This is a genomic window from Streptomyces ortus (assembly GCF_026341275.1).
Taxonomy (GTDB): domain Bacteria; phylum Actinomycetota; class Actinomycetes; order Streptomycetales; family Streptomycetaceae; genus Streptomyces; species Streptomyces ortus.
This window is the reverse complement of the sequence record NZ_JAIFZO010000002.1, coordinates 7459740-7480970: the sequence shown is the minus strand read 5'-3', so window position 1 is coordinate 7480970 and position 21231 is coordinate 7459740. Positions and strand designations below refer to the sequence as shown.

Here is a 21231-nt window from a genome sequence, read left to right as displayed (position 1 = left end):
GTCCCGCTACGGGAGCAATCCGTTGTCCCGCAGATACGTCCGGGCCACGTCCTCGGGCAGCCGGCGCCAGCTGTCCACCTGTTGGTTCATGGCGGCCAGGTCGCGTGTCGTCAGTACGTCGTTGAGCTTGCCGAGAGCCGTGGCGACCCTCTTGCCGCCCGCCCGCGAGCGGTTGACCACCGGCACGATGTAGTCGGCGTTCTGGAGGTGTTTGTCGTCCGTGAGCAGGATCAGGCCGAAGTCGTCGAGGGTCGCGTCCGTCGTGGTGGTCAGCACCATCTGGTCCTGGCCGTTCTGCACGGCCCGTTTCGCCTGCGTAGTGCCGACGCCCTTGGGGTCCACGCCGGTGACGTCGATGCCGTACGTCTTCTTCAGTCCCGGTTCGCAGTAGGGCCGTTGTACGCACTCGTCGCCCGCCGCGAGCCGCACCCGCACGCCGGAGGCGCCCAGGTCGCTGAGTGTCCTGAGACCGTGTTCACGGGCGAAGGCCCGCGTGACGGCGAAGGCGTTCTGGTCGACGGCCCCGCCGGGGTCGAGGACCGTGAGCCCGCGGGGCGCGGCCAGCTTCCGCAGCGCGGCCATCGTGGCGTCCAGGTCGGGCGAGCCGACGGCGGGCGCGTCCGCCCCGTTGGTCTTGGCGTTCAGCCAGTCCGCGAAGGTCGCCGCGTACTCGGCGACGACGTCGATCCGGCCCGACTCCAGTGCCGGTTCGTACAGTTCGCGGTTGGCGACGGTGAGCGTCGACGTCGTGTAGCCCGCCTGCTTCAGCAGCAGTCCGTACATGGTGGCGAGCAGGTCGCTCTCGGTGAAGCCGGCCGATCCGATCGTCAGTTCCCTGCTGTCACCGGGCGGTGCGGTGACCTCGCCCCGCGTCTCCAGGGAGGGACCGGAGGAGCACCCGGCCGGCAGGAGCAGGAGGGCCAGGAAGAGGGGGAACAGGCCGGCGAGGGCCGCGCGCCGCCTCACCGGGTGCCCCGTCGGGGCAGCAGCCGCTCGGCCGCCTCGAAGACCGCTTCGACGAGCAGGGCGAAGACGGCCACGAGCACGGCCCCGGCGACGACCTGTGGCGTACTCGCCAGGTTGAAGCCGGCGGTGATGATCCGGCCGAGTCCGCCGCCGCCGGCCAGCGCGGCGATCGTGGCGGTGGCCACCAGCTGCACGGCCGCGATCCGCACCCCGCCCATGATCATCGGCAGGGCGAGCGGCGCCTCGACCCGCCACAGCAGCTGCCCGCCGGTCATCCCCATGCCGCGGGCCGCCCGTACGACGTCACGGTCGACCTCGCGCATCCCGACGTAGGCGTTGGTGAGCAGCGGCGGTACGGCGAACAGGACGAGCGCGACGACGGTGGGGCCCTCGCCCCGGTCGCCGAGGGGGGTGAGCAGCAGCAGGACCAGTACCGCGAAGGTGGGGACGGCCCGGCCGACGTTCGAGATGTTGACGGCCAGCGCGCCGCCCCGGCCGAGGTGGCCCAGCACGAGGGCGACCGGCAGCGCGATCAGACAGCTGATCACGAGGCAGACCACGGTCAGGACGAGATGCTGGCCGAGCCGGTGCCAGACGCCGTCGTCGCGGGCCCAGTGCGCGGAGTCGGTGAGCCAGTGCCAGGCGTCGGTGAGGGTGTTCATCCGCGCTTCGCTCTCGTCCAGGGGGTGATCAGCCACTGGATCCCGAGCAGCAGCAGATCGGCGGCGACCGCGATGACCACGCACAGCACGGACGCGGTGAGGACCTGGGCCTTGAAGTAGGTGTTCATGCCCGCGTAGATGAGGTTGCCGAGTCCTCCGAAGCCGACGATCGCGCCGACCGTGGCGAGGGAGACCGCCGAGACTGTGGCGATCCTGAGCCCCGCCATGGCGGCGGGCAGGGCGAGCGGCAGCTCTACCGTCAGCAGGAGCCGGACGGGCCCGTATCCCATGCCGCGGGCCGCCTGCCGGGTGTCCTCGGGTACGGCCCGGAGTCCGGCCAGGATGTTCCGTACGAGCAGGGTCAGCGAGTAGAGGACGAGTCCGGCGACGACGAGGGCCGCCGACAGTCCGTACACCGGCAGGAGAAGGGAGAACATCGCCAGCGACGGGATCGTGTAGAGGACGGTCGTGACGGCGAGCACCGGGCCGGCGGCCCAGCCCCAGCGGCGGGCCAGTACGGCCAGGGGCAGGGCGATCGCCAGGCCGATGAGGACGGAGAGCACGGTGAGCTGGAGGTGCTGGCCGACCGCGTCGAGGAGGATGTGGCGGCGGGTGCTCAGGTAGTCGCCGCAGATCCACTCGTTGCGCGCGAGGCAGTCGTCCGGGGGCGCGGTCACGGGTCCATTCCAGTGGGGCGGGCGGCGGGTGGCGCGCGTTGCTGAGCCGTACGGGGGGTGCCGGACGTGAGGGCCCGGACAAGGGATGCCCTGGGGACGGCGGTGTCCGTGGGAGGACCGTTGAACGCCCCTCGCGCCTCTCCCGTACTTCAGGGACAGCGGGCTTCCCCTGCCGCCCGCCGGCCCAGGAGGAATCCCGACCATGACGACCGCCGCACCCCGCACCGCCGCACTCGTCGTCCTCGCCGGGACGGCCCCGCTCCTGCTCGTGGTGGGGGCCGCCGGGCCCGCCGCCGCACACGGGGCGCCGACGGATCCGGTCAGCCGGGCGGTGGCCTGCTCCCCCGAGAGCGGTCAGCGGGCGCAGTCGGCGGCCTGCCGGGCCGCCACCGCCTCCGGCGTCGCCGTCTTCGACAATCTGCGGCTGGCGGGGGTGAACGGCCGGGACCGGCAGGTCGTCCCCGACGGCAAGCTGTGCAGCGGGGGCCTCGCCGCCTACCGGGGCCTGGACCTGGCGCGCGCCGACTGGCCCTCGACGCGGCTCACCGCCGGGGCGAGCATGACGCTCACCTACAGGTCGACGATCCCGCACACAGGAACGTTCAAGCTGTTCCTGACGAAGCCCGGCTACGACCCGGCGAAGCCGCTCAAGTGGTCCGACCTGCCGGACCGGCCGTTCGCGACGGCCACCGACCCGGCGCTGGTGAACGGCGCGTACCGGATCAAGGCCGAGCTGCCGGCCGACCGCACCGGACGCCATCTGCTGTACACGATCTGGCAGAACACGAGTACGCCGGACACCTACTACTCCTGCTCGGACGTGGTCTTCCCCGCCGCGAAGGACGCGGCCGGGTCCGGCGGTTCTGCCGGGTCCGCCGGGTCCGCGACGCGCAAGCCGGTCGCGTCGCCGTCGAAGTCCGTGGCGGAAAAGACCAGCGCCGCGCCCTCCCCGTCGAAGTCCCCGGCCGACGTGACCGGCACTCCCCCGCAGCCGTCCGAGACGGTGACCAGCGATCCCGGCGAGGCGGTCTCCTCCGCCACCTCCGGCGACGACCGGGCCCCCGCTCTGCCCCTCGTCGCGGGCGGCGCGGCGGGACTCCTGATCACGGCGGGCGCCGCGTACACCCTGCGCAGGCGCCGCTGACGCCCTGAGCTGCCGCCCCGCCCGCCCGGACCTGCCGTCCGCCGAAGATCGCGTGACTGGTAGCGTTGGTCGCTTGGGTGGTTGAGGACCGGCAGTCTCAGGAGAGCGGAACGTGCGGACCTGGCGGAGGAGTCTGGAAGCGGCCGAGGTGAACCACGGCGTGCTGCGTGACGACTACATGAAGGTCGCGCGGTTCATGCGGCGACGGGAGCCGGCCGGCTATCTGGCGGTGCGCCTGATGGTGCCCGCGGACCATCAGCCGCACGTCCTCGCCGGTTACGCGTTCGCCGCCTACACCGACGACATCTGCGACCGGGGCACGGTCGAGGAACGCACCCGGCGTTACGACGCGTGGAACAAGCAGGTGCGTACGGCGCTGGACTCGGGAAGCGCCGAGCACCCGCTGCTGCGCGCGTTCCTGCACACGGCGGCAGCCCGTGAGCTGCCGCTCCGGTGGGTCGACTCGTATCTGGACGGCGCGCGGATCGACCTCGACTTCCCCGGTTTCGCCACCGAGGCCGACTACCAGCGGTACGTGGAGCGGCTCACCTGGCCGTTCCTGATGATCACCTCGGGGCTGGCCCATCAGGGCGGCGGCAGCGCCGAGTTCGCCGACGCCTGCCGGCTGTTCGCCGACGCGGCCCAGCGGACGGACATCCTGACCGACCTGCACGAGGATCTGCGCGGCGGGCGCCTGTACCTGCCCGTCAGCGATCTCGACCGGTACGACATCACGCGCGAGGACCTGGAGCGGGGCCGCGACCTGCCCGGGGTACGGGCGCTGGTCGCGGCCACCGCCCGCACCGCGCGCGGCACGCTCCGGGAGGCGGGCGTGCTGCTCGACCACTGCTCGGACGAACACCGGCGGCTGATGCGTTTCATCCTGGACCTGCACCACCAGCGCCTGGAATCGGTGACGGCCCGAGGCGCCACCGTCACCCGCCGCCCGGTGCGCGACCGCCCGGTGGCGTGCCTGCGCCTCCTGACCCGCCGCCGCCCCGCAGCCGTCGCCGCTTTCTAGCTCCGCGGCAGGCGAGGTTCGCCCGCCGCGGAGCGGTGTACCGGCCGGGCACCGCGGCGCGGCGTCCGGCCGGCCTCACTTCAGGTGTCGGTCGAAGAACCGGCCCGCGTCCTCCGCCTCGAACCACGGGGTGCCGGTGTGGCCGCCCATGTTGGCGTGCAGTGTCTTCTGCCGGGTGCCGAAGGTGTCGAACAGGTCCAGGGCACGCTGCCGGGGGTTCCCCTCGTCGTCCCACTGCAGCAGGAGCAGCACAGGGGCGGTGACCTGCCGGGCCTCCTCGCGCTGGGCGTGGGGCACGTACCCCCCGGCGAAGAAGCCGGCGGCGGCGATACGGGGTTCGGAGACCGCCAGCCGGATGCCGAGGGCGGTCCACCCCGAGTATCCGACCGGGCCGCCGATCCCGGGCAGCGAGAGCAGGGCGTCCAGGGTGGTCCGCCACTCCGGGGCCGCCTTCTCGACCAGCGGGCCCACGAGGGACTCGAGGATCTCGTCGACCGGCTCGCCGGCCCGCATCGCCCGCCGGAGGTCGGCGCGGGTCTGTTCTTCGGCGGCGGAACGGGGCCGGTCACCGCACCCGGCGGCGTCGATGGACGCCACCGCGTAGCCGCGCCCCGCGGCGTGCCGGGCCCGGGCCACCAAGCGGGCGTCCCTCTTGGGCAGGCCGTTGTTGTGGGCGATCAGGATCAGCGGGGCCGGGGTGGCGGACGCAGGCGTCCACAGGGTGCCGGGGATCTCGCCGAGGGTGAATTCACGTACGAGGACGCCGTCGTCGAGGCGCTGCTCGGACGTGAGTTGCATGTTCGTGTTCGGGGTGTGGGTGTCCGTGCTGTGCACGGTCGTGTCGGGCATGGTCCGGCCTTTCGGGAGTGCTGCTGAACGGCGCTCCCGGGCGACCTATCGCCCGACCGTGACCCCGGAGGAGAGCACCCACGTCGACAGTGATGTCACGGGTACCACCTCCTCGTTCTCTCGCACGGCCTCCGGGAAAGTAGCAGGGGCCGTGCCGGGCCGCCAACGGTTTTTCGGTCAGGCGCCCGCCGCCCCTGGTCAGGATCGGTCGGGGACCGCCTGGTCGGCGATGTCGAGCGTCACCTTCGAGAGGGGGCAGCCGACGCAGGTCAGCACGTAACCCGCGGCTTTCTGCTCGGGGGTGAGGCAGGTGTGTTCGGGTTGCGTGACCTCTCCGCCGCGGATCCGTGCCACACACTCGCCGCAGTTGCCGACCGTGCAGGAGTACGGCATACGCAGTCCCGCGGCGAGACCGGCGTCGAGCAACGTCTGGCCCGGCTCGACCACGGTGGTTCCGACGAGGCTCCCCTCCTCCTCGACTCTCAGCTCCTGGGGCGCCGCGACAGCGGGAGCGCCCACGCCACCGGTGAAGCGTTCCTGATGCATGCGTCCGTCCGGCACGCCGAGGTGCCGCAGGACGTCCTGGACGGTGTCCATCAGCGCTTCGGGGCCGCAGACATAGTGGTGGGCGCCGTCGGACAGGGACAGGCCGGTCACCCACCGGCGGACGCCTTCGGGGTCGAGCCGGCCGTCGCGACGGGTGAGGACGTGGGTGACCGTCAGCCGGTCCGGACGGTCCTTCTCCATACGGGTCAACTCGTCGCCGAAGATGATGTCCTCGGGGCTCCGACTGCTGTAGAGCAGATGGATCCTCCCCGCCGCCGCAGGATCGGACAGACGGGTTCGGATCATGCTCATCATGGGGGTGATGCCGCTGCCCGCCGCGATGAGCACCAGCTCTTCGGGTGCCTGCGCCGGGATGTGGAAGGTGCCGGAGGGGCCGCGTACCGCGAGGTGGTCCCCTGGACGCAGGCCGCGGTGGGCGTGAGTGGAGAAGCGCCCGCCCGCCACGTGCTTGATCGTGAGTTCCAGGTGTGTCGCCCCGGGCACCGAGGAGGCCGAGTAGGCACGCCGTACCGGCCGGCCGTCCACGTCCCAGACCAGCGTGAAGAACTGGCCGGGCTGGAAGTCGAACCGCTCGGCCCGACCGGCCGCGTCCTCAAGGACCAGGGTGCGTGCGGTGGATGTCTCCTGGCGTATCTCGCGGACACGCACAGGCCGCAAGGGGGCCTGAACCGAAGCGACTTGAGTGGTTTGGTCGAAGGCGTCACCTTGCCGAGCGGCCATGGGGGCGCGCACATCGTCGTACCCCTCCTTGCGCAGTCCGGCGACATAGGCCCTGTCGGCGACCTTTCGCAGGAGCCGGGTCACCCCGGGAAGGGAGGCGACGGCCTTGAGCAGCCACGTCCATCTGCCGCCGGATTCGGCCGAGTTGGCAGCCAGGTGGGCGCCGCCCAGGGCCATCATGTCGGGTGTGCGGTCCTGGCCGGTCCGTCCGTCGGGCGTCCACAGCCGCGCACCGGACACCGCGTCGTTGGCGCTCACCTCGGCGTACTCCACGTCGATGAGGAGTGCGAGATGCGGGGGCACCCCGCGCAGGGCCAGCGGCGCCAGCAGTGCGGGGTCGTCGGTGATCGCGCCCCGCCCGTGGACGTGCAGCACGCCGCTGCGGCCGGGGACGAGCGCGGCGAGGGAGAGCCGGTCGTCCTGGAGCAGGTTGTGCAGGGTGTCGGCGCGCTTGTTCCCCCTGCGGTCGGCGAGGACCAGGGTGCGGCCGTCCAGGACGCGTGCGACGGCCTGCCGATCGCCGCGCGGGCTGGTGTCACCGCCGTGGTCGCAGTCCCAGGTGGAGAGGGCCAGGAAGGGTGAGGCGGCCAGGAAGTCGCTCACGCCGGGGCCGGTCAGCGGGCCCTCGCCCGGTACCGGCTCGGCCGCCCGGAAGGGAGCGGGCGGCTCCCACAGGCCGGAGCGGATGACGGCCTGCGCGCAGTGCACGTACGCCTCGGTGATGTCCACGGCCGTCTCCCCGCCCTTGAGTGCGGACGCGGTGCCGTTGACGCGCAGCACCTCGCCCACCCCGGGCAGCAGGAAGAACAGCGAGACCGGACCGCGTGCGACGGCCGGCCCGGGAACGGCGAAGGAGAACCGCTTCACGGAGTGGACGCGTGCGAACCCCGGCGTCCCGCCGACGAAGGTGGTCCGGGCGGTTCCGTCGGCGGCCCGGTACCCGAAGGCGGCGACCGGGCTGTGGGCCAGGACGTCGCGGCAGCCCGCGTCGAGGACGCTGATCTGCTTGCGCATGATGATCGCGGCCGGGCGGCCGACGACCTCCTCGACCTCCTCGACGGAGGAGAGCCGGCGCGGGGAGTCCGGGCGCGGGGAGTCCGGGCGGGAGGTGTCCGGCCGGGAGGTGTCCGGCCGCAGGGGGGACCCGTCACGCCGCTCCGGCCGGGGCGGTTGGCCTCCGGGACGCGTGCCGCTTGCTTGGTCTCTGTCGTTTGCCCAGGTCATGGCAGTATTCTGAGCAAAAGCTCACGTCTTGGCTACTCGCTTTTCGCTGCCCGGAAGGACCGCCGGATGCCCTCCGACGAACACCGTCTCACCCCACGTCGCACGCCTCGGCAGGTGCGCGCCGAGCTCACCCGTGAGCGCATCCTCAACGCCGCTGCTCACGTTTTCACCGAGTACGGCTATGCCGCGGGCACCACCAACCGCATCGCCGAACACGCCCGCGTGTCCATCGGCTCGCTGTACCAGTACTTCCCGAACAAGGACGCCATCCTGGCCAAGCTGCTGGTCCGTCACATCGACCGCGGGGGCTGGACGGGAGCCGACGAGCTGGAGCTGACCCCGGGCAGTCTGAAGGAGACGGTGCTGGCCCTGGTCCGCGACGCGATCGACCACCATCGTGACGACCCGCAACTCCTGCGGATGATGATCGAACAGGCGCCGGTCTCCGGCGAACTGATCGAAGCGATGGACCGGCACGGCACGGCGCGGGTGCGGCAGATACGCGATGTGCTCGCCCGGCATCCGGACGTCCGGGTGGATGACCTCGACATGGCCGCGGAACTCGTCGTGGGAACGGTGGAGATGAACACCCACCAACTCATGGCGAGCCCGCACCCGGTCCAGGTCGAGAGGCTGGAGCGGGAGCTGGCCGCCATGATCACTCGCTATCTGCGGGGTGACCAGTAGCTCTCGCGGCGGTCGCGGGAACCGCACCCGCATCTGCATCTGCATCTGCATCCGGTTTCGGCCCCGGCCCCGGCGCCGTCCTCGGCTTCGCCTTGGGTTGTGGCTTTGCCTTCGGCTTCGGCGTGATCTCCAGGGCATCGCGGACGGCGGTCAGGATGTTCTCCGCGTCGGCTCCCAGGGTCCGGGCGGCCGAGGTGAAGTCCCGTGCCAGGACGGTGAGTCGGTCGGCGTCGTGCGCGTGCGCGTCCGGCGGGAGCGGTGCGACCCTGGTGCCCGCGCCACGGCGGGTGCGGATCAGCGCGGCGGCCTCCAGTTCACGGTAGGCGCGGGCCACCGTGCCCGGCGCCAGCCCGAGGTCGGTGGCGAGCTGGCGCACGGTCGGCAGCCGCTCGCCCTCGGCCAGCCGGCCGGTGCGGATCAGCGCGGCCAACTGGGCGCGGATCTGCTCGTACGGCGGTACCTGGCTGGTGGTGTCGACGCGGACGGCGGCATCACTCATCGTCGAAAGCCCCTTCGGCGGCGGCTTCGTCGCCGACCGCCCTGGGCGCCACCACCGTGGCCAGCGACCATCCGAAGCAGAACATGCCCAGCAGGCCCAGGGGGCAGATCGCCACGACGGTGGCGGCGCCCAGCGGCCCCGCGCAGGCCATGTCCGTGAGCGCGACGAGGAGCATCAGCACCACGAGCAGCAGCTGACTGGAGACCAGCAGCCCCCAGGCTCCGGTGATCGCCCACGCGCGGTCGCGGCGCTGCTGTTCGTCGCCGGTGCCGTCGGCGATGCGGCGCAGGGCCCAGACACACACGGGGGTCGCCACCGCGAGCGCGGCGAACATCGGGCCGCTGTAGTAGAGGCCGGGCCAGGGGCCGAGCGAGGTACGGATCCCGCCGCAGGTGACGTCGATGACGCTGCCCGGTCTGTCGGGCCGGTCGACGACGGAGGAGGCCGTGACCGCGCCGATCACCAGCAGGGCCACGAGGAAGCCCGCCTGCAGAAGGAGGAGCGGCGCCATACGGGGCGGTACCTGGTCCCGGATCCGACGCGGGGCGAGACTCGCGGTGCGTACCGTCTCCTGGGGAGGCAGGGTGAGGGCGTCGCCGAGCAGGACACCGCCCACCGCGCACAGGCCGAAGGCGGTGATGGCGAACACCAGGGGCAGTGCGACGTCGCCGTCGGCCATCGTGACCAGATGGTGTGCGGCCACGATCCCGATGGCCAGACCGGACCAACGGGCGTAGTGGTCGGCGTGGTCGAGGATCCGGGTCTGCAGCGGGACGGTGTCGAGCATCTGGAGATCCCCCGAATTATCTTGTACCAAGCGATGGGTACAAGATGGCCTCTGCCGGAGTGTTGTGTCAAACACTCGGTACAAAAGACCGAGGCGTCGGCCACGAGGCTGTCGCCTGCGAGGTGAACCGATACGAGGGGCCGGGACGGCCGAACGCGCCCGGACCGGTGCGACGAGCGGTGCGTGAGCCGGCTTCGTCGGCGTGCGCGGACCTTGCCGAGCGGGGGCTGGTCCAACCTGATCGGACGATCAGGAAGGCGGCCCGACACCTGGTGGAAGCGCGCGTGAGCGCCCTGCGCAAGAAGGTGGACGCCGCGTTCCACCGGCAGTCCCTGCAGACCGTACGGGGCAGCGGCCACCGGCTGGTGGACGACCGTGAACACGCCTGAGCCGCGCCGCCGCCGGCGACCGCGTTCGGTACGGGCCGTCGCGGCCCTGGCCGTCGCCTCGACACCCGCACCCCCGAGGCCGACCCCGAAACCGTCGACCTGACAGCCCTCGCCTCCCGACTCACCGAGCAATCCCCCCTCACCGGACGCGGGTTGACCCTCACCTGCGACACCACCGACCCCACCCCCGCACACGAGCACTTCGTCCGCCTCGACGACGCCCGCTCCCGCGACCAGGGCGGCACCGGCCTGGGCCTCGCCATCGCCCGCGACCTGGCCCACCAGCACCGAGGCACCCTCACTCTCACGCCCCGAACCCTCGGCGCGTGCTTCCGACTTCGCCTCCCCCAAGCCCTCACCCCTGCCGAGAGACAACGCACCGCACCACAGGCGTGCAAGGGAAAAATGCGTTGACCCTAACGTCACTTAATGACACACTGGCGCTAAGTGACAGTCATTTAGTGACAACGCGAGTGGTGCCAGTGGGTACCACCCCAGACCGCGCGGGCACCTTTCGCAAGGCCGCCCGGCAGAAGGACCAGGTGAACCCCGTGCAGGCTCATACCCCGCAACAGTCCGAGCGACCGTCGGCACTGGAACAGGCCGGAGGTACACGAGGAATGGTGTATTCGGCGCTGCCGGCGCTGGCGTTCGTAGCCGCGAACGCGATGGGCGGGCTGGCGGTCGGCATCATGGTGGCGCTCGGCGTGGCCGTGATCATCGGCGTCGAGCGCGTGTTGCGCAAGGAGTCGGTGTCCCCGGCGCTGGGCGGCGTATTCGGTGTGGCGATCGCGGCCGGCGTGGCCTGGTGGACGGGGTCGGCGAAGGACTACTTCCTGCTGGGCATCTGGCTGAGCCTGGCCGGTGCGGTGCTCTTCCTGGGGTCGGTGGCCGTGCGGCGGCCCCTGGCCGGGGTGATCTGGAACTCGATGACGGGCAAGGGCCAGGCGTGGCGCGAGGAGCCTCGCTCGCGGTTCTACTTCGACATCGCGACGGTGACGCTGGCACTGATCTTCGCGGCCCGGTTCGCGGTCCAGCAGTACCTGTACACCCAGGACGAGGTCGGTTCGCTGGGCGTCGCCAAGATCCTCATGGGCTATCCGCTGCTGGCGGTGGGGCTCCTCGTGACGGCCTGGGCGGTCCGCGCCTCCGACCGCCGCCTGCGTGCCCTCGGGCTGATCGAGACCAAGCAGTGAGGTCCGTACGGCGCGGGCGTTGCCGTCGGCCTTTCCCCCGGCGGCAACGCCTCAGGGCGTGCCGCGGGTGACCGGATCCCCGACCGCGCCCCCCGTGGCCCGGCGGACCGCCCGGGCGATCCGTTCGGGAGTGCCCCGGAAATCCTCCGGGCTCGCGCCGTCCAGCAGGCCCGCCCCGATGCGTTCGTTCAGCACCCGCAGCGCCGCACCCGCGGCCGCCGCGTGCAACCGCATCTCGACGTCGTCCGGTTCGCCCCCGAGGCGCTTCGCGATGATCCCGGCCATCTGCCGCTCCACCTGATCACAGGCCATCAGCCAGGCCGTCCGGATGGCCGGCTCGCTGTCACCGAGGCGGATCATCCTGATGCCGAGCGCGATGTCCTCCCGCTCCACCGGGCCGGCCTCGCGGCCGTGCCGCAGCGCCTCGGCGCGGAAGTGGTCCTCCAGGGAGAGCCCGCGCGGCCAACTGCGCAGGGTGGCCAGCTCCCAGTCGACGCTGCTCATGACGATCGGCTCCGCGCAGCTCTCCTTGCTGCGGAAGTGGCGCCAGATGGTCCGGGTGGAGAGGCCGACGGCCGCGGCGATCTGGTCACCGCTCGTCGCCTCCAGACCCTGGGTCCAGAACAGGCGGGAAGCCTCGCGCGAGACCTCCAGGCGAACCCGGCGCCTGCGCTCGGCGCTCATCCCGCCCCGCCCCCGCCCGGTCGTCCCCTCGGCTCCCGCCATATCCGCTCTCCTGCCGGTCCTTCGGGGCCGAGCGAGATCATCCGTCCCGAACGGAGACCCGCCGCACCCTCGGCCCGATATTCACTAAGTGACAGAATGCTATCAAGTGACATCCAGGGAGGGCTTCAGCCGTTGAGTACGGTCGGCCCGCCTCCCCCGGTACGAACCCGCGCCGCGAACCGCGTACCACGGTGGCCGCGGTGACCACCGTGGCCACGGAAGGAGCTCGTCCCGTGCCCGCCGACCGACCCGACGTCCCGCACCTGAACGTCGAGGACCTGCTCGACTCCCCCGACCGCGCCGGCGCCGTCATCTCACCCGACGGCCCGAAGTTCGCCTACCTGGCTCCCTGGCGTGACCGGCTCAACGTCTGGATCCAGGATCTCGACGGCGAGGGAGAGGCGCGATGCGTCACCACCGACTCCCGGCGCAGCGTCCTGCGCCACCACTGGACCGACGACCCGCGCCGGCTGCTGTACGCACAGGACGGCGACGGGGACGAGAACTACCACCTCCACCGCGTCGACCTCGACCCCCCGGACAACGACGCCGTCGACCTCACCCCCTTCCCCTGCGCCCGGGTCCTCCAGGTGAACCACCGGGGCTCCACCGGATACGGCAAGAGCTTCCTCAAGGCCGGTATCGGCGAACTCGCCGGCGCGATGCACGACGACCTGGTCGACGCCGTCGGCTGGGCCGTGGAGCGGGGCTACGCGGACCCGGCGCGCGTCGCCGTCTTCGGCGGCTCCTACGGCGGGTACGCGGCTCTCGTCGGAGTCTCCTTCACTCCCGGCCTCTTCGCCGCCGCCGTCGACTTCTGCGGCCCCTCCAACCTGGTGACCGCCCTGCGGAACGTGCCGGACTTCGCCAAGCCGTACCTCACCAACAACTGGCACCTGTATGCGGGCGATCCCGACGACCCCGCCCAGGAAGCCGACCTCCGGGCCCGCTCACCGCTCAGCCGGGTGGCCGACATCCGCACCCCACTGCTGGTCGTCCAGGGCGCCAACGACGCCCGCGTGCGCAGGTCGGAGTCCGACCAGATCGTCGAGGCGCTCCGGAACCGCGGCGTGGATGTCGAGTACCTGGTCAAGGACGACGAAGGGCACAGCTTCGCCAACCCGGAGAACACCATCGACATGTACCGCGCGGCCGACCGCTTCCTGGCCCGTCACCTCCGGGACGACGAGCACAGGTGACCGGCGGCACCCCGTCACACCAGGAGGCCGCCAATTCCCGGCCCTCCAGGTTTTCGTACCGGTCGTCGAGTTCCGAGACCAGGGTATCGACCGTCGCCATTTCTTTTTCGGTCAAAGCGATTTCGCGCAGGTGCGATGTGCAATACCTTCCTCAAGCCGAATACGCTGACGTCCGATCGGACGAGGAATGCGGATTTCCGGACGCACCTCGCCGTTCGTCCGCCGGGCAGGCGGGCCCCGGCCGGCTCTTCGAGGAGTGACAACGGCCTCGCGGCCCAGATGGTTCACTCGGAGAGCCTTTTCCGTACGTCCCCTGCCGTCGAGGACATCGAGGGCGTCCAGGGCGTCCAGGGCGTCCAGGTGAACGCGTCGAACAGACCATCAGGTCGCGCGGGAAGCTCCCGCCGCGGCCACCCTCACGCATCGGGCCGCGGCGGGAGGCCCGTCAGCAGTTCTCGACCGACCGGCAGATCAGGAAGGACACGGCCTCCATACGCTTGTTCTGCCCGGTGGTGCCTATCCCGTTGGTCTCACCGTCGACCCCGCAGTACCAGATCGGGTTCCAACCCACGCCCTGCACATAGGAGTTGCCGCACATCGTCCCCGTCTGCACAGCGAAGACCAACGCTTCGAGCCGCAGCCCCGAACCCGCTGAGCCGAGCGTGATGCGAGTGCCGGACGCGGCGCACTTCTCGGACCCCCACCCACTGCCCTGCCGATAGCCGGTGACACAGAGACTGCTCCCGGCGACCGCCATCTGCACGGCCTCGATCGCGCGCCCTCCTCCGGCCGCGCCGACCGACACGGACTGGCCGGCGTTCGCACACTGCTCTGCCGTCCAACCGGAGCCCGTCACGTACACCTTGGCGCAGACCCGGTTCGCCGCCGCCTCGGTACCCGCCGATGCCGAGGAAGTCATGGCCAAGGCCAATGCCATGGCCGCCCCACCGACTGCCAGAATGCGTCCGACCCCGCTGATTATTCGCGTCACGAGCAGTCCACTCCATCGATCCGGACAAACGATATTCGGGGACCACTATGACGGACGCGCTATCGGACGGACAGGTCGGTTCGATCTTTATTCTTGAAAACGGAAATCCGACCGCCCGCACCCCGAAGGCGACGAGCGGGAGTTCAGTCACGTGCGGGAGCGGGCGGGTGGGGCCGGATCGATGTCCGCTCGATCACCGGCATGGGAATCAGACGGCCGCCGGACGGTGTGCCGGTACCGAGGAGGATCTCGACCGAGGCACGGCCCATGGCTTCGTGCGGCAGTCCGACGGTGGTGAGGCCGGGGCGGAGGTAGGAGGCGAGTTCGTCGTTGTCGAACGAGACGACCGAGATGTCCTGCGGGACGCTCAGTCCACGGTCGGCCAGGGCCTGGTACGCGCCGAACGCGAGGCGGTCGTTCATGCACAGCAGGGCCCGGATGTCGCTGCGGCGTTCGAGGAGGGCGCGTGTGACGTCGTAGCCCTGGTGCGGCTCCCAGTCCCAGCATGATTCCTCGGCGGCGAACCGCAGCCCTCGTCGGGCCATCTCCGCACGGATGCCGGAGATCCGCTGCTCGACGGTGGTGGACCGGAAGAGCCCCGCCTCGGCTTCGGCGTTGTGCCCGATGAGGGCGATCCCCTCGCGATGGCCGGCATCGGCGAGGAGACCGACCGCCGAGGCGCCGCCGGTGAGTTCGTCGGGGAGCACCGAGACGGGATGCTTCTTGTTCGTGGCGTTGAGCATGACCACGCGCGTGCTCGTCGGGATCTCGGGCACGAACAGCTCCCGGGCGCGCATGACGGCGAAGATGATGCCGTCCACCTGCCGGTCCAGTACGGCACCGATCGCCTCCGACTCGCGTGCCGGATCGCCGCCGGTCTCCAGGACGAGCATGACGTGCCCGGCCCGCTGGGCGGCGTCCAGTGCTCCGCGGATCAGGCCGCTCGCGAAGCGGGTGGTGGCGACCACGTCGGAGATGAACCCGATGGTGAGGGTCTTGTCGGTGCGCAGGCTGCGTGCCGCGACGTTCGGCCGGTAGCCGAGTTCGGTGGCCGCCTCGTGGACCCGGGCATGCGCGTCGGCGGAGAGCCGGGAATCGGGCCTGCCGTTCAGGATCATCGATGCGGCGGTCGGGGACAGTCCGGCACGGCGGGCGACATCGGCGAGCGTGACGCGCTTGGGCGGCATGGCTTCCTTTCGTGCGGCGCGACGGGGCGGGTGCGTGCCGGTGCCAAGACAAGCACAACGCCCTGACCGTTGAGAACTGCTTCTTGACAGGGGGCATCCGGCATCCCAGTATGAGCAGCGCTAAATGCTTTTAGCACGTAGTTTAGCCCGTTTGTCGGGGGCTGATGGCATTCCCCCGCGGCGGCAGCGGCACCCGCCTGTGGTGCGCAGGATCACCTTCCACGGAGCACGCTCGGACAACGGAGTCTGTACATGGCACACACGTCGATCCGCCCCGCCGGGAACCGCAGAGCCGCACCACCCGCACGCCGGAGGCCGGCCGTCACGGCCGCGGCCGTGCTGAGCGGGCTCGTCCTGGCCGGGTGCGCGCCGGGATCCCCGGAAGCCAGCCCGACCGCGTCGGGCAAGGTGAGCCTGAAGCTCCCGTCCGACAAGATCACGATCAAGATCCAGGACGAAGCGGGCTTCCCCGTCACCGACGACCTGGCCGACGAGTTCACGAAGCAGCACCCGAATGTCACCTTCAAGGTCGTCCGTGACAGCTTCGCCAACCTCACCGCCAACGCGCCGCGCCTGCTGGCCAGTGCCGACGCCCCCGACCTCATTCGGCTGCCCACCATCGGGGACACCGTCAAGGACGGCCTCCTGACCAACCTCGACCCGTACTTCAAGGGCTACGGGTGGGACAAGTTCTCCGCCGGCCAGCTGGCCGCGTCCCGGATGAGTGCCGAGGGAGTCCGAGGCGAGGGCCCGCTCTACCAGATGGGCCTCGGCTACAGCGTCACGGGCATCTACGTGAACCAGAAGTACGCCAAGCAACTGGGCCTCTCCGGGGCGCCGTCGACCATCGCGGAGCTGGAGCGGTGGATGGCCAGGGCGAAGGCCGCCAAGATCCTTCCCGTGCAGATCGGTATGCAGGACGGCGTGGGCACGTTCGCACTCCAGGCGCTGATCAACCAGTACGGCGACAAGGCCGACCTGGTGGACTGGATGTTCAACAAGCCCGGCGCCACCTTCGACACCGCCGCCAGCCTCAAGGGCGCCACGACGTTCAAGAAGTGGGCCGACGCGGGGTACTTCCCGTCCGACGTGAACGCGATCAACTACACGACGATGGTGTCCAACTTCCACGCCGGCAAGGGCCTGTTGATGTTCGACGGGAACTGGGACGCCGCGAAGACCGACAAGGCGATGGGGCAGGGCGCCGCCCGGTTCGTCCTGGCACCCCCGGCCGCCGCCGACGGCCCGTACGTGGCGATGGGCGCCGCGAACTCCTTCGCCATCCCCGCCAAGGCGAAGCACGCCGACGCAACGGCCTTCTTCCTGAACTGGATCCACACCGATCCCAAGGCCCGTCAGATCGTGGTCGACGTCACGGGCGCCTCCCCGGGGGGCGACCCCTCCAAGGCGCTGCCGAAGGTGAAGGACGGTTCGCTGACCGCGCAGGCCCTGGCGGCGTCGGCGAAGGTCGCCTCCGATGACGGATTCGTCGACTTCATGGCCAACACCACGGCGGGCATCTATGCGGGCGCCTTCCAGCCGGACGAGCAGAAGCTGCTGACCCGGCGCATGGAACCCAAGGCGTTCGTGACGGCGATCCAGGAGTACTACGCCAAGGAGCTGGCGGGCTGATGACCAACGATGTCCGCACGCATGAGAACCCCAAGCCGACCGCGGCGGCACTGCGGCGACCCGACGAGGGCGCTCATGCTGCGGGCGTCGGCACCTCCGCCCGGCGCCGCGGCCGTCCCTCCGTGCAGCGGTCGGCCCGGCATCGGCTGGCCATCGGCTGGCTGTTCGTCCTGCCGGCGCTGGCGTTCTTCGGCACCTTCGTGATCTACCCGTTGATCACGGCCGTGCAGTACTCGTTCTACCGCTGGAACGGCATCGGCGCCTCCACATGGGTCGGCGTCGACAACTACGTGCGGGTCTTCACCGATCCGGAACTGCTGATCTCGATCGTCAACGCGCTGATCCTCATCGTCTTCTTCACGGTGATCCCGGTCGCCTCCGGCCTGGCCCTGGCGACCTTGATCCGCACGATGCGGCCCGGCCCCTTCGCCACCGTCGCCCGCACGGTGCTGTTCCTTCCGCAGATCATCCCGCTGGTCGCCGCCGGTATCGCCTGGTCGTGGATGTACGCGCAGACGGGCACGGTCAACACCCTTCTCGACTCCGTCGGTCTGGGCTTCCTCGCCCGGTCCTGGCTGGCGGGCTTCGGGACCGCCCTGCCCGCCGTCGGCCTCATCGGCTCCTGGGTACTGACCGGCCTGTGCACCATCCTGCTGCTCACCGGCATCGGGAAGATCGACACTTCCCTGTACGAGGCGGCCCGGCTGGACGGGGCGGGCTGGTGGCGGGAGTTCGTGACCGTCACCCTTCCCGGACTGCGGCAGGAGATCGCGGTGCTGGTCACCATCACCGTCATCGCCGCGCTGAGCAGCTTCGACATCATCTACACCACCACCAAGGGCGGTCCGGGAACCAGCACGCTCGTGCCCGGCATCTCGATCTTCCGGCTCGCCTTCACCCAGAGCGAAGTCGGCCTGGCGTCCGCCTTCGGGATCATCCTCCTCGCACTCGTCCTCCTGGCGGTGCTGCCCATTCAACTGCTGGCAAGGGAACGAGACTGATGGTCGTCAACAAGACGGAAGCGGTCATCGGACGCGTCGTCCTCGTCGTCGTGCTGATCCTCACCCTGCTGCCGCTCGCCGGCATGCTCTCCGGCGCCCTGCAGCCCGCAGACCGCATCCCGGACGGGTTCTCCTGGCCCAGCGATCCCCAGTGGGGCAACTTCGCCGTCGCCTTCCGGACCGCGCACGTGTGGGAACTGCTCGGCTCCAGCACCCTGATCGTCCTGGGGGTCGTCCCGCTCAGCCTGCTCCTGTCGACGCTGGCCGGCTACGCCCTGGGCAACCTGCGCATCGCCGGCGGGCGGGTTGTCTTCGTCCTGCTGTTGCTGGGACTGACCATCCCCTTCGAAGCGATCATCATCCCGATCTACTACGAGATCAGCTCCATGGGACTGCTCAACACCCAGTGGGCGGTGATCCTTCCGCTGATCGGGCTGTACATGCCTTTCAGCGTCGTCTGGATGCGCGCGCACTTCGTCGGCGTACCCACCGAACTCTCCGAGGCGGCCCGCATCGACGGTGCGAGCGTCTTCCAGGAGATCCGCCGTGTCCAGATCCCGTTGGCCATGCCGGCCCTCTCCTCGCTGGCCATCCTGCTGTTCCTGTGGACCTGGAACCAGTTCCTGCTGCCGCTGGTCCTGGTCGACGATCCCGACAAGCGCACCATGGCCGGGGCCCTGGGAGCGTTCCAGGGGCAGTACATCAACCAGCTCCCCCTGCTGTTCGCGGGTGCGCTGATCATCATGCTGCCGACGATCGTGATCTACGTCATCTTCCAGCGCCAGTTCATCAAGGCGCTTCTCCAGGGCGCGGTCAAGGGCTGAAACCCCTCTCCTCCTCTGCTGGCCCCTCAGGTCCGGCGTCCTCGCGACGCCCGCCGCACCCACCACAAGGACGTCTGCATGACATTTCAGCTCGACCACGCCTGGGTGTGGGACTTCTGGTTCGCCGATGACGGCGACACCTTCCACCTGTTCTACCTCCACGCCCCCAAGAGCCTGGGGGATCCGGAGCTGCGGCACCGCCACGCCCGGATCGGGCACGCCACCTCCGTCGACCTGATCGACTGGCAGGACCACGGACCGGTCTTCACCGCCGGAGAACCCGGGGCCTTCGACGAGACCGCCACCTGGACGGGCAGCGTGCTGCGCGGACCCGACGGCGGCTGGCGGATGTTCTACACCGGGACCCGCTTCCTCGACTCCGGCGCCAACATCGAAACCATCGGTGTCGCCACCTCCCCGGACCTGCACACCTGGACGAAGCAGCCCGGACCGGTCGCCGAGGCGGACGGCCGCTGGTACGAGAAACTGGGGAGTTCGAGCTGGCCCGAGGAGGCCTGGCGCGATCCCTGGGTGTTCCCGGATCCGGCCGGGGACGGCTGGCACATGCTCCTCACGGCCCGGGCCGACCACGGGGCCATCGACGACCGGGGCGTGATCGGGCACGCGACATCACCCGATCTTCAGGTGTGGACCGTCCGCCCGCCCCTCAGCCGGGTCGGCGCCGGCTTCGCCCACCTGGAAGTCCCCCAGATCGCCACCGTCGACGGCCACCGCGTACTGCTGCTGTCCTGCGACACCCCACGGCTGTCCGCCGCACGGCGTGAAGCCGGCCAGGTCGGAGGCGTCTGGAGCGTTCCGGCCCCCACGGCCCTCGGCCCCTATCCGGTCGAGGACGCCACGCTGGTCATCGAGGAGTCCCGCTACAGCGGGCGCCTCGTCGAAGACCGGACCGGCCGGAGCGTGCTGCTCGCCTTCGACAACTCCACCACCGAGGACGGCTTCGCGGGCTCGATTTCCGACCCCCTCCCCGTGGCCTGGTCGGCGGAGCGGCACGGCATCGTCCCGCTGGCCCTGCAGAGCGAAGGCACCCAGACATGAGCATCCGCATCGAGGGCACCACCACCCCGGACTTCGCGTCCCTCGCCGATGTCTTCTCCGCGGCCTTCACCGGCCACGACGCCATGGGCGCGGCGCTCTGTGTCCGGGCGGGCGGTGAGACTGTCGTCGATCTGTGGGGCGGAACCGCCGACCCGCGCGACGGCACGCCGTGGACGAAGGACACCACGAGCGTCATCTTCTCCTGCACCAAGGGCCTCGTCTCGATCCTCGCCGCGCGCCTCGTGCAGGACGGCCTACTCGACCACCGGGCCCCCGTCGCCGCCTACTGGCCCGAGTTCGCCGCCGAGGGCAAGGGAGGGATCACGGTCGCCGATCTCCTCGCCCACCGGTCAGGACTTCCGGCGCCCCGCGACCTCCTGAACGTCGAGGACGTCATCGACTGGGACACCGTCACAGGCCGCCTGGCAGCCCAACGCCCCCTGTGGGCCGCCGGCCAGGGCCACGCGTACCACGCCCTGACCCATGGCTGGCTCGTCGGTGAGGTCATCCGCCGCGTCACCGGCAAGACGGTCGGCCAGTACTTCGACGAACTCGTCGCCGCCCCGCTGCGGGCCGACGCGTGGATCGGCCTGCCCCCCGAAGCCGCGCACCGGGTCGCCCACATGCGGGCCGGATCCAGCCTCACCGCACTCGTCGCGCAACAGGCGGCGGCACGCGTGGCCGGCGAAGTCGACTGGGCCGAGCGTGCCATGACCCTCGGCCACGCCTTCCCGCCGGAACTCGTCGACGCCACAGGCGGCTTCAACGACCCCCGCGTCCAGGCGGCGGAGGTGCCGGGAGCGGGCGGCATCGCGTCAGCCCGCGCACTGGCCTCGATCTGGTCGTCCACCGTGGTGGAGACCGACGGAGTACGACTGCTGGACGTCGGTACGGTCACCGACGCCATCCGGCCGCAGACCGAGGGCACCCCGCTCTTCGGCGGACAACCCCCCTTCCCGCGCTGGGGCATGGGATTCCAACTCCCCTCCCTGGCACGCGAGTTCGTAGGCCCCGCCTCCTTCGGGCACGACGGGGCGGGCGGACAGGTCGCCTTCGCCGACGCGACGCACCAGGTCGGATTCGCGTTTCTGACCAACCTCATGGAAGCGGGTGCCGACCACCGCGCCACCGCGATCGTGGACGAACTCCGCCGCATCCTCCGCCAAGCGGCCCATGGGGACCATGAGGACCTTGAGGACAGGCGCCGGTAGGCGGACGACGACC

General features: G+C 70.7%; 19 protein-coding genes and 3 pseudogenes. 12 read left to right on the top strand and 10 right to left on the bottom strand.

The features are described from left to right. Window positions 1-6: 6 nt before the first annotated feature. From K3769_RS35735 to K3769_RS35725, 3 genes are read right to left on the bottom strand one after another with little or no spacing between them, the layout of a single operon-like run. A complete protein-coding gene (locus K3769_RS35735) occupies window positions 7-966 on the bottom strand; it encodes an ABC transporter substrate-binding protein (RefSeq protein WP_372515106.1) in 960 nt (319 codons plus the stop codon). Beyond that, window positions 963-1628 (bottom strand): ABC transporter permease, encoded by a 666-nt coding sequence (locus K3769_RS35730; RefSeq protein ID WP_267031684.1) that lies wholly within the window; start codon window positions 1626-1628, stop codon window positions 963-965. The genes K3769_RS35735 and K3769_RS35730 overlap by 4 nt, the downstream gene beginning before the upstream one ends. Further along, a complete protein-coding gene (locus tag K3769_RS35725; RefSeq protein ID WP_267030366.1) occupies window positions 1625-2305 on the bottom strand; it encodes an ABC transporter permease in 681 nt (226 codons plus the stop codon). Before K3769_RS35725 ends, K3769_RS35730 begins: the two co-directional genes overlap by 4 nt. A 202-nt stretch (window positions 2306-2507) precedes the next feature. On the opposite strand from K3769_RS35725, the gene K3769_RS35720 reads away from it, so the two are divergent. Both K3769_RS35720 and K3769_RS35715 read left to right on the top strand, forming a co-directional pair. Beyond that, window positions 2508-3449 (top strand): lytic polysaccharide monooxygenase, encoded by a 942-nt coding sequence (locus K3769_RS35720; RefSeq protein WP_267030365.1) that lies wholly within the window; start codon window positions 2508-2510, stop codon window positions 3447-3449. A 112-nt stretch (window positions 3450-3561) separates the two neighbouring features. Further along, window positions 3562-4470, top strand: coding sequence for a squalene/phytoene synthase family protein (locus tag K3769_RS35715; protein ID WP_267030364.1), 909 nt, complete (start codon window positions 3562-3564; stop codon window positions 4468-4470). 75 nt (window positions 4471-4545) lie between these two features. On the opposite strand, the gene K3769_RS35710 is transcribed toward K3769_RS35715, so the two are convergent. Both K3769_RS35710 and K3769_RS35705 read right to left on the bottom strand, forming a co-directional pair. After that, window positions 4546-5268, bottom strand: coding sequence for a dienelactone hydrolase family protein (locus tag K3769_RS35710; protein ID WP_267031683.1), 723 nt, complete (start codon window positions 5266-5268; stop codon window positions 4546-4548). Between the two features lie 249 nt (window positions 5269-5517). Continuing rightward, window positions 5518-7830, bottom strand: a complete 2313-nt coding sequence (locus tag K3769_RS35705) for a 2Fe-2S iron-sulfur cluster-binding protein (RefSeq protein ID WP_267030363.1) — start codon at window positions 7828-7830, stop codon at window positions 5518-5520. A gap of 66 nt (window positions 7831-7896) precedes the next feature. Between K3769_RS35705 and K3769_RS35700 the strand changes: the two genes are divergently transcribed. After that, window positions 7897-8517 carry a TetR/AcrR family transcriptional regulator gene (locus K3769_RS35700; protein ID WP_267030362.1) on the top strand — a complete coding sequence of 207 codons (621 nt, stop codon included), beginning with the start codon at window positions 7897-7899 and terminating at the stop codon, window positions 8515-8517. A gap of 130 nt (window positions 8518-8647) precedes the next feature. On the opposite strand, the pseudogene K3769_RS35695 reads toward K3769_RS35700, so the two are convergent. Next, window positions 8648-9016: pseudogene (locus tag K3769_RS35695) on the bottom strand (GntR family transcriptional regulator); the annotation flags it as partial. Further along, the gene (locus tag K3769_RS35690) at window positions 9009-9803 is read right to left on the bottom strand and encodes a hypothetical protein (RefSeq protein ID WP_267030361.1); all 795 of its coding nucleotides are present in this window, start codon (window positions 9801-9803) and stop codon (window positions 9009-9011) included. The pseudogene K3769_RS35695 and the gene K3769_RS35690, both read right to left, overlap by 8 nt. Before the next feature lie 266 nt (window positions 9804-10069). On the opposite strand from K3769_RS35690, the pseudogene K3769_RS35685 reads away from it, so the two are divergent. The 3 genes and pseudogenes from K3769_RS35685 to K3769_RS35675 form a co-directional block, all read left to right on the top strand. Then, window positions 10070-10192: pseudogene (locus tag K3769_RS35685) on the top strand (response regulator transcription factor); the annotation flags it as partial. Between the two features lie 54 nt (window positions 10193-10246). Then, window positions 10247-10606, top strand: a pseudogene (locus K3769_RS35680) (ATP-binding protein); the annotation flags it as partial. A 47-nt stretch (window positions 10607-10653) separates the two neighbouring features. Then, window positions 10654-11388 (top strand): DUF3159 domain-containing protein, encoded by a 735-nt coding sequence (locus K3769_RS35675; RefSeq protein WP_372515105.1) that lies wholly within the window; start codon window positions 10654-10656, stop codon window positions 11386-11388. Window positions 11389-11439: 51 nt separating this feature from the next. On the opposite strand, the gene K3769_RS35670 is transcribed toward K3769_RS35675, so the two are convergent. Next, window positions 11440-12114, bottom strand: coding sequence for a TetR/AcrR family transcriptional regulator (locus tag K3769_RS35670; RefSeq protein WP_267030360.1), 675 nt, complete (start codon window positions 12112-12114; stop codon window positions 11440-11442). A gap of 233 nt (window positions 12115-12347) precedes the next feature. Between K3769_RS35670 and K3769_RS35665 the strand changes: the two genes are divergently transcribed. Further along, a complete protein-coding gene (locus K3769_RS35665) occupies window positions 12348-13313 on the top strand; it encodes a S9 family peptidase (protein WP_267030359.1) in 966 nt (321 codons plus the stop codon). Window positions 13314-13758: 445 nt separating this feature from the next. Here the strand turns inward: K3769_RS35665 and K3769_RS35660 are convergent, their stop codons facing one another. Further along, entirely contained in the window at window positions 13759-14250 is a 492-nt protein-coding gene (locus K3769_RS35660; RefSeq protein WP_267030358.1) for a hypothetical protein, read from the bottom strand. A 197-nt stretch (window positions 14251-14447) separates the two neighbouring features. Beyond that, window positions 14448-15491: a LacI family DNA-binding transcriptional regulator gene (locus tag K3769_RS35655; RefSeq protein ID WP_267030357.1), complete on the bottom strand. Its 1044-nt coding sequence runs from the start codon at window positions 15489-15491 to the stop codon at window positions 14448-14450. Window positions 15492-15743: 252 nt separating this feature from the next. Here K3769_RS35655 and K3769_RS35650 point away from each other — a divergent pair, with 252 nt between their 5' ends. The 5 genes from K3769_RS35650 to K3769_RS35630 all read left to right on the top strand — a co-directional run bounded on the left by K3769_RS35650 (window position 15744) and on the right by K3769_RS35630 (window position 21218). Beyond that, window positions 15744-17123: an ABC transporter substrate-binding protein gene (locus K3769_RS35650; protein ID WP_267030356.1), complete on the top strand. Its 1380-nt coding sequence runs from the start codon at window positions 15744-15746 to the stop codon at window positions 17121-17123. Next, window positions 17123-18124, top strand: a complete 1002-nt coding sequence (locus K3769_RS35645) for a carbohydrate ABC transporter permease (protein ID WP_267030355.1) — start codon at window positions 17123-17125, stop codon at window positions 18122-18124. Before K3769_RS35650 ends, K3769_RS35645 begins: the two co-directional genes overlap by 1 nt. Next, complete coding sequence (locus K3769_RS35640) at window positions 18124-18948, top strand: carbohydrate ABC transporter permease (RefSeq protein WP_267030354.1); 825 nt, start codon at window positions 18124-18126, stop codon at window positions 18946-18948. Before K3769_RS35645 ends, K3769_RS35640 begins: the two co-directional genes overlap by 1 nt. A 78-nt stretch (window positions 18949-19026) precedes the next feature. Continuing rightward, window positions 19027-20007 carry a glycoside hydrolase family 68 protein gene (locus K3769_RS35635; RefSeq protein WP_267030353.1) on the top strand — a complete coding sequence of 327 codons (981 nt, stop codon included), beginning with the start codon at window positions 19027-19029 and terminating at the stop codon, window positions 20005-20007. Further along, on the top strand, window positions 20004-21218 hold the full coding sequence (locus K3769_RS35630) for a serine hydrolase domain-containing protein (protein ID WP_267030352.1): 1215 nt from the start codon (window positions 20004-20006) through the stop codon (window positions 21216-21218). The genes K3769_RS35635 and K3769_RS35630 overlap by 4 nt, the downstream gene beginning before the upstream one ends. Window positions 21219-21231 lie beyond the last annotated feature (13 nt).